The sequence below is a fragment of the Shewanella sp. MBTL60-007 genome (assembly GCF_019654915.1).
In the GTDB taxonomy this organism is placed as follows: Bacteria; Pseudomonadota; Gammaproteobacteria; order Enterobacterales; family Shewanellaceae; genus Shewanella.
The window spans coordinates 47,992-55,427 of record NZ_BPET01000038.1 but is presented as its reverse complement, the minus strand read 5'-3'; the positions used below and the strand labels follow the sequence as shown (position 1 = coordinate 55,427).

The window sequence follows — 7,436 nt, the reverse complement described above, 5'->3', positions numbered from 1 at the left end:
CCCGACCTACAACAAACACCGCTTTTCCCTGCTTTTAACCGGCTTTTCCCATCTCGGCTTTCAAAGAAGAAACTAGATCCTAGGACGCTTCGCTTCTAGGGCGGGCTTCGCCCTGCTAGGAAAATCACAAACATGACGGGCTAAAGCCCGACCTACAACAAACACCGATTTTCCCTGCTTTTAACCGGCTTTTCCCATCTCGGCTTTAAAAGAAGCGGCTAGATCCTAGGGCGCTACGCTTCTAGGGCGGGCTACGCCCTGCTAAGAAAATCACAAACATGACGGGCTAAAGCCCGACCTACAACAAACACCGCTTTTTCCTGCTTTTAACCGGCTTTTCCGTCTAAGCTTTAAAAGAAGGAACTAGAGCCTAGGGCGCTTCGCTGCGAGGGCGGGCTTCGCCCTGCTAGGAAAAACACAAGCTTGACGGGCTAAAGCCCGACCTACAACAAACACCGCTTTTTCCTGCTTTTAACCGGCTTTTCCCGTCTCGGCTTTAAAAGAAGGAACTAGATCCTAGGACGCTTCGCTACGAGGGCGGGCTTCGCCCTGCTAGGAAAATCACAAACATGACGGGCTAAAGCCCGACCTACAACAAACACCGCTTTTTCCTGCTTTTAACCGGCTTTTCCCATCTCGGCTTTTACCGTCTCAGCTTGTACCGTCTTAGCCTTTCCTAGAACCTGCTTTTCCTAGTACCTAGAGCCTTTATTAACTTTCCCATCTTTTCCGTAAGCGCAGCGTTCTGTGAGTGACGCAGTCACGTTCCCTAGGCCGCAGGCCGTTCGGCTTTTCCCGTCTCAGCTTTTACCGTCTCCGCTTTAACGATCTCAGCTCGTTCCGCCTTAGCAAAGCGTCGCGACAATTTGATATATAGAAACAGCGACAAAAAGATCACTCCACCACCTATCAATTTTTGCAGCTCAAGCGTCTCTCCCAGCATAGTAATACTCAATAGCAGCGTCCAAACAGGCTCTAAGATCATCAACAATGCCGCGGTCTCCATACTCACCTTATACTGCCCCATAGTCTGTAATAGGTAGCGCACAGAGGTAGCGATTAAAGTCGAAATCGCAAACCAGATAATCAGATTACTGGAAAAGCCTATGCTATGGGGCTGGGTGTAAAACGAATACATCAAGCCAACTAAACCGACCACAAATAGCTGCAAGCAGATAGAAACCAGTGGCTTTAAATTACCGCTAACGCGTTTATTCATCACAAAGTGAACTGAGAGTAATGCCGATGCCAGCAAGAATAACAACTGACTCGACTCCATCTTCCAGCCATTGGTTAAGCTTAGCAACATCATGCCCGTCGTACTCACTGGCAAGGCTATCCAAAAGGCGTGGTTAGGTTTAACTTGAAACAGGAGCCAAGCGGTCAGTGGCGCGATGATCATCGCCAGACTCATGATAAATGCTCCCTCTGACAAACTGTCGCTAATCGATACCGCGTAGATCCAGACTTGCAATGCGAGCCCGAGAAAAACGCCTACACCACAGGCAGATAGCACCTGCCTCATACTCAGTTTCAACAGACTTTTATAGCAAAATGGCAGTAAGACTATGCTTGCCAATAGAAAGCGAGAGCCGATAAATAACTCACCAGGCATAGATTGCACCACAATTTTTGAGGCTACCCAGCCCACGGCAGCCAACAAGGTGGCGATAAATAAATACAAGACTCCGCGCATCAATAGCACTCTTAAAAAGGGGCGAATAGCCAATTAGAAAATAACATCAGCGTCGATAGAGAATGCATCCACTTCTACGCGCTAAAAACAAAATAGCAACCCTATCTCATGGGGTTGCTATTTAAAGTTTAACGACGGATTTTAATGCAGAACACACCGCTAAAGCTACTGACTATAATCACCGCGATTAGAAATGAATGAACAAGACAAGTAAAAGTAAACAAAGATTGAACACCCTGTAAACAAAGGGTTATCATCACGCCTTGATCAGCATTAAATATACAGCCAAACAATTATAATAAAAGGATAATTATTATATGAAGCTCCTAAGTTTAGTACTTTTTTTTGCCTTACTTTCTGGCTGTGGCGGTGGCTCTGATAGCGGCTCAACCCCCTCCCCCGAGCAACCCGATCCAACACCGAGCGATCCCTTAGCCAAATATATCGATGTTGATAGTGCCTATAGCGGCAATCGCTCAGCTGCAACTCTCAATGAAGCAACACTCGGGCAAGTCTATCAGTACATCGTGTCACTCGCTCCAGAGCTTTTGCCTGATTACCAAGATCATACCGGAGAGGTTGGCTCAAGCTGCAGTGGTGGAGGGAAACTCACTATTTCTGATGGCAATGCTGATAATGAAAAGCAAGTTTCGTTTGAGAACTGCGCTGAAGATGGCATGGTCACGAATGGCCAGGCAACGATTAGAGCTAATAAATTTTCAGCCAATGGTAGCCTAATTGATAGCACCATTATATTCGAAGATGTAAGGGTGACAAACTTGCTAGGCGAAAGAGTGCTAGCGGGCACAGCTCAACATATAGAGCATGGCGATGCTTGCCCAAAAACAGAGGGGCTATATAACTTGATGTTTACCGAACCAAGCTCCGGCCATCAAGTTTACTATGCCGACTTTACCTCTTTTCGCATCGGTGGCAGTAGCATTCTCTGTTCAGATAACAACGGTTTTACCGTTCGTGGGCAAGTATACGATTCAGACTTTGGTTATTGGCACCTATATACCTCAACGCCTTTCGTCCTTAACACAATGATCCCAACCTTAGAAGAACAGGGGACGCTTATCATCAGTGGTGCCGATGAAAATACCGCACAACTTTCTGTTGAGTTTTATACCCAACAAAGAGGTAACGTCATCTCAAATTATCCATTTTATCGAGTCAAACTCGATAGCCAAGGGGAAACAATCGAGTACATCTTCTTGCAGGAGTATTTCGACAACTCGATGCTGTTCTCGTTTGCTGATGATGACGCTGATGGAATGACCAATGCGTGGGAGCTCACATTTGGCCTTAACCCATTAGATCCTAGTGACGCCCAGCAAGATCTGGATGGAGATGGTTTTAGCAACCTAGATGAATTCACTCACTTTGGCCACCCAGCTAACGCAGAATTAACGCCACGGCTTGCTGATATCGGTATTTCACTCAGCCATACACCTAAAAATTATGGTGCTGCAATAGAAGTGTTAGCTTCAATAACGAGTAGTGCTGATTCGGCTCAAAATGCAGTAGTAGATATCACCTACACAACACAGGCTCCAACGCAATTTGATAGCACTCGATATCAATCGGACCGCTTATGCAATGTTTCGAACGACCACTTACAACTTTCGTGTCGAATTGACTATATCCGCCCCGGCAATCAATCTAATCATAAGGTGTATTTAACTGCCAATGAAGAACACACAGGCGCACTAACGAGTAGTCTTTCAGCTACAGCAAAGTATGTTGGCCATGATTTAAACACGACTAATGATAGCGCCTCAATCGAAATCGCTAGACTGCCTATAAATGCTCAATTTGGTTTTCAAGCGCCTTATGACCAGCACCACATTATGATGCTGACAAGTGAACAGGAGCAGGCTGAATTTATCTTCCACCAGCAAGAGACTGACTCAGGGAACTTAGATCCAATTGCAGGTTTTAAGGTAAAAATTCACGTCCCCGCATTTGTAACGCTCACTTCTGCTCAATGTTATGAACAGGATAGCTCCAGCTGGTATGACTGCTTAGAAAGTGATGAGCTTATTTTTACAAAGGATAGTTCTTATAACAAATTTAAGCTGACGGTTTCAGCTCAAAACCAAGGCGATGGTCTGATAGTCTTTACCGCCAGAAGCGACACAACCCAAGATCAGCTCCTTGGCTATGCCGAGTTTCCTATCGTCGCTGGGCAGCCAACCCTGTCACTTCAGCAGCAGATCGATGCAGCAGCAGATAACAGTACTGTTATGGTCCCAGCGGGCATTTACTTGGGCGCACTCGATCTCAGTAAGAAAACAACGCAACTCAAGGCGGAATCACTGGATGCAAAGCTATATTTTGATTTAGACAACGCCACAGCTTTTAGCGCCCCTAGCATAAAAATCGGCAACAATAGTCAGCTCAACGGTTTTACCATTGCGAGTCACTATATTCAGGTAAAACAAGGAAGCGCTGTCATAAAGAGCAACCTCTTTGATGGCACTGACTATCATCTAATTGGTACATTTATCCAGAGCTTTAGTGAGCTTACATTAGAGCAAAATAGACTAGTTGGCGCGGCGCTAGATACAGGGTATGCCTACGACTATGTGCGAGAAAGTTACCATTGCCCCTATATTGAAATTGGCAATTACGACACCCATGAGGCCACAACGACTACCGTCGTCAACAATATCTATTCAGGGAACTTGCTGACTCACCCGGATGTGTATTGGGCATGTGATTTTATTAGAGCTTATCCAAATGCTGAAATAACGATGAATAACAACACATTTCAAGGCATAGGAAAAATGCTTGAGCTAGTATACAGCGGCGCTGTCGCGCCGCATTATGACGCCACCATCAACAACAATATACTCTCTATGTCTCGCTTTTTAATAGAAAACGCCTCCTATTCTAGTAACCTCGCAGAATTCACTCCTAGCACATCTTTTAACCTGACAAATAACCTGATTTACCAAGTCGATACCCATTTTAATGATTTGCAAAATAAGCAGACCGAAATGGGCAGCATCTTTGTTGATCCACTTATTGATCACGCGGGTTATCCGCTAAGTAATTCACCAGCAATTGATGCAGGAATCGCCTCAGCGCTGGATGTGGATATCAATGGGGTAATGAGGCCCTTAGATGGTGATAATGATGGCTCAAAGGTCATTGATATTGGAGCGGTAGAGTTTCAATTAAACTAATTTAAAAACAATTAAATAGATGTTGAAGCCTCAAAACAAAAAGCGAACCCTAATTAGGGTTCGCTTTTCTATGTGAGCAAGAGCTTTAAATCAAATGCATTTAAAGTCGACTAGCATTATTACACAAATTACTTAGCAGCCGCTTTCGCTCGGGCGCTGTGCAACTTCTTATAGCTTTCGATCAAGCGTAAGTGTGGTTCAATCCCTTCTAGCGCCATGCTGGTCTTGGTTAGGCCGAAGAAACGCACTTCACCGCTAACTGAGCCAACCACGTTCTGCATGACTTCTTCGCCAAACATACGATTGAAGCTATGGATAAAGTGCTCAAGCTCAAGCTCGTCGTCCATTTCAACTTCAAGTACCGCATTGACCGCTTGATAGAATAGGCCGCGCTCAACGGTATTGTCGTTATACTGTAGGAAGTCCCCCACCAGCTCCATAGCTTCTTCAGCTGCGCCAAGTGCTAGATAGATTAAGATCTTAAGCTCGATAATGGTTAGCTGACCCCAAACGGTATTTTCATCGAAAACGATACCTATCATGGTACGGATATCGGTGTAGTTATCTAGTTGGCTCTCTTCTAAACGATTAACCAAATCCACCAACTCATCATCAGACAGTGAGTGTAAATTTAAGATATCTTCACGGTAATCTAACGCCTTGTTGGTGTTATCCCAAATCAAGTCATCCACTAGGTAAACTTCAGAGAAGCCCGGTACCAGCATACGACAAGCCGATGCGCCAAGCTGGTCAAATTCAGCTGTGTACACCTCTTTGCCTAAGGTTTCTAAGATGCCAAATAAGCCATCGGCTTCTTCTTGGTTAGTACCAGAGAAGTCCCACTCAACAAACTCATAGTCATGCTTGCTGCTAAAGAAGCGCCATGAGATCACGCCCGTCGAGTCGATAAAGTGCTCGACGAAGTTTTCTGGCTCAGTTACCGCCATGCTGTTAAATGTAGGCTTAGGGACATCGTTTAAGCCTTCAAAGCTGCGCCCCTGTAGCAGCTCAGTTAAGCTACGCTCCAGTGCCACTTCGAAACTTGGGTGAGCGCCAAATGAAGCAAATACGCCGCCGGTTTTCGGGTTCATCAAGGTCACGCACATTACAGGGAACTGACCACCCAATGATGCGTCTTTAACCACAACAGGGAAGCCCTGCTCTTCTAGGCCATTAATGCCTGCAAGAATGCTTGGATACTTCTCTAGCACTTGCATCGGTACATCTGGCAGTACAATCTCTTGCTCGATGATTTGACGCTTAACCGCGCGCTCAAAAATTTCAGACAAACACTGAACCTGGGCTTCCTGCAGATTGTTACCCGCGCTCATGCCGTTACTTAGGAACAAGTTTTCAATCAAGTTCGATGGGAAATACACTGTTTCGCCATCAGAGTGACGCGTGTAGGGAATAGTACAGATCCCGCGGTCGATATTGCCCGAGTTGGTATCGATAAGATTTGAAGCAGCAAGCTCGCCATCAGGATTGTAGATAGCGAGACAGTAATCATCTAGCATACCCGCTGGTAATGAGTCATCGTCCGTAAGCTCGAACCATTTTTCGTTCGGGTAATGCACGAACTCGCTGTTAGCAATCTCTTCACCAAAGAACTGATCGTTATAGAAGAAGTTACAGTTAAGACGCTCGATAAACTCGCCTAATGCCGAGCAAAGTGCGCTCTCTTTAGTGGCACCTTTACCATTGGTAAAGCACATAGGTGATGCGGCATCACGGATATGCAGCGACCACACATTTGGCACGATATTTCGCCAAGAAGAGATCTCAATCTTCATGCCTAAATCAGCTAGCATACCCGTCATATTGGCAATGGTTTGCTCAAGCGGTAAGTCTTTACCTAAGATGTAAGTACTAGCATCGCTGTCGCCTTGATTCATCAACATGGCATTAGCGTCGGCATCTAAGTTTTCAACAGTTTCAATCTTAAACTCAGGTCCGGTTTGCACCACCTTTTTAACGGTACAGCGTTCAATCGAGCGCAGAATACCTTGACGGTCTTTATCAGAAATATCATCAGGTAACTCAACCTGAATTTGGAAAATCTGATTATAGCGATCTTCAGGGTCGACGATATTGTTCTGCGACAGTCTGATGTTTTCAGTTGGAATATCGCGAGCCTTACAGTAAACCTTGATAAAATAAGCCGCACACAGTGCTGACGATGCTAAGAAGTAATCGAAAGGACTTGGCGCAGAGCCATCGCCTTTATAGCGAATAGGTTGGTCGGCCGTAACGGTAAAGTCGTCAAACTTGGCTTCGAGTCTCAAGTTGTCGAGAAAGTTAACTTTGATTTCCATTGAATATGATTTCCACTTAATAGCGAGCGTCGCCCTTGGCTCAGGCATGAGCCTTGCACTCAAATATGAACTGCGGCTCAAAGCGAGCCCTGAGGCCAGATGAACTTATTGGGGGGAATTATCGGTGTTTTTGGCGCATTAGTCTTGGGTTAATTACAGAAAAGCTCAGATTAGCGGCAATGAAGCACAATCACTACCGGCCTAAATAAGACTTAGGCAGGGGAGGTAAAA

The 7,436-nt window shown here is 45.4% G+C and carries 3 protein-coding genes; 1 reads left to right on the top strand and 2 read right to left on the bottom strand.

Translation table 11 applies throughout. From position 1 onward, the window contains the following. Positions 1-769: 769 nt before the first annotated feature. Complete coding sequence (locus K5Q92_RS15055; protein ID WP_220769804.1) at positions 770-1,696, bottom strand: DMT family transporter; 927 nt, start codon at positions 1,694-1,696, stop codon at positions 770-772. Between the two features lie 317 nt (positions 1,697-2,013). Between K5Q92_RS15055 and K5Q92_RS15050 the strand changes: the two genes are divergently transcribed. Further along, positions 2,014-4,890 carry a choice-of-anchor Q domain-containing protein gene (locus K5Q92_RS15050; protein ID WP_220769803.1) on the top strand — a complete coding sequence of 959 codons (2,877 nt, stop codon included), beginning with the start codon at positions 2,014-2,016 and terminating at the stop codon, positions 4,888-4,890. Positions 4,891-5,018: 128 nt separating this feature from the next. On the opposite strand, the gene K5Q92_RS15045 is transcribed toward K5Q92_RS15050, so the two are convergent. Then, positions 5,019-7,205: an OsmC domain/YcaO domain-containing protein gene (locus tag K5Q92_RS15045; RefSeq protein ID WP_220769802.1), complete on the bottom strand. Its 2,187-nt coding sequence runs from the start codon at positions 7,203-7,205 to the stop codon at positions 5,019-5,021. Positions 7,206-7,436 lie beyond the last annotated feature (231 nt).